The organism is Brevibacillus invocatus (assembly GCF_003710915.1).
GTDB classification, from domain to species: Bacteria; Bacillota; Bacilli; order Brevibacillales; family Brevibacillaceae; genus Brevibacillus; species Brevibacillus invocatus.
This window is the reverse complement of sequence record NZ_RHHR01000024.1, coordinates 1-530: the sequence shown is the minus strand read 5'-3', so window position 1 is coordinate 530 and position 530 is coordinate 1. Positions and strand designations below refer to the sequence as shown.

The 530-nt window shown below is 44.7% G+C and carries 1 protein-coding gene; it reads right to left on the bottom strand.

The features are described from left to right. A partial coding sequence (locus tag EDM52_RS13700) for a DnaA N-terminal domain-containing protein (RefSeq protein ID WP_276330118.1) occupies window positions 1–243 on the bottom strand: 243 nt, incomplete at its 3' end. Window positions 244–530 lie beyond the last annotated feature (287 nt).

The following is a 530-nucleotide window of genomic DNA, read 5'->3' as shown; positions in this document are numbered from 1 at the left end:
GACTACGAATTTTACCTTCATATTGACTCCGGTCACTTCATATAGTGTATCGGTGATCAGCTGAGAGTACCTGGTTTCGAGCCAATCCCTGGCAAAGTCATTCGGCGCTACGACGATCAGCGCGTCTTCTTCCAAAGTGTTTGCTTTGGTTGCTTTCAGCCAGGTATCAAAACTGGGTTTGCTTAGCGATTTCTCTATCTTGGCCAAAACCTTACGCCATAGCTCGCTAATCGCTGCATCCAACCAGAATCCCTCCTTTTTGAGACATACTCATAATAGATAAGTAAAATAAAAAAACCTCTACCGAGGTCTGCTCGAAGATGAGCGACCGCGCACTAGCGGAAGGTCTGCCAAAGCGCAGTCGGATGCATACGCTTGAGGTACCTTGTTATGCAATCCAAAAACTGAAGCAAGGCTGCTTCCATTTACGGAAGCACGTAAACTTTTTTCGTTCAATCAGGCAAATAACAAGAGTATAAGAGCAAGTTTGTTAACATGGCTGCTCGTGTTCTCTGTGGATAAAAAAAGTC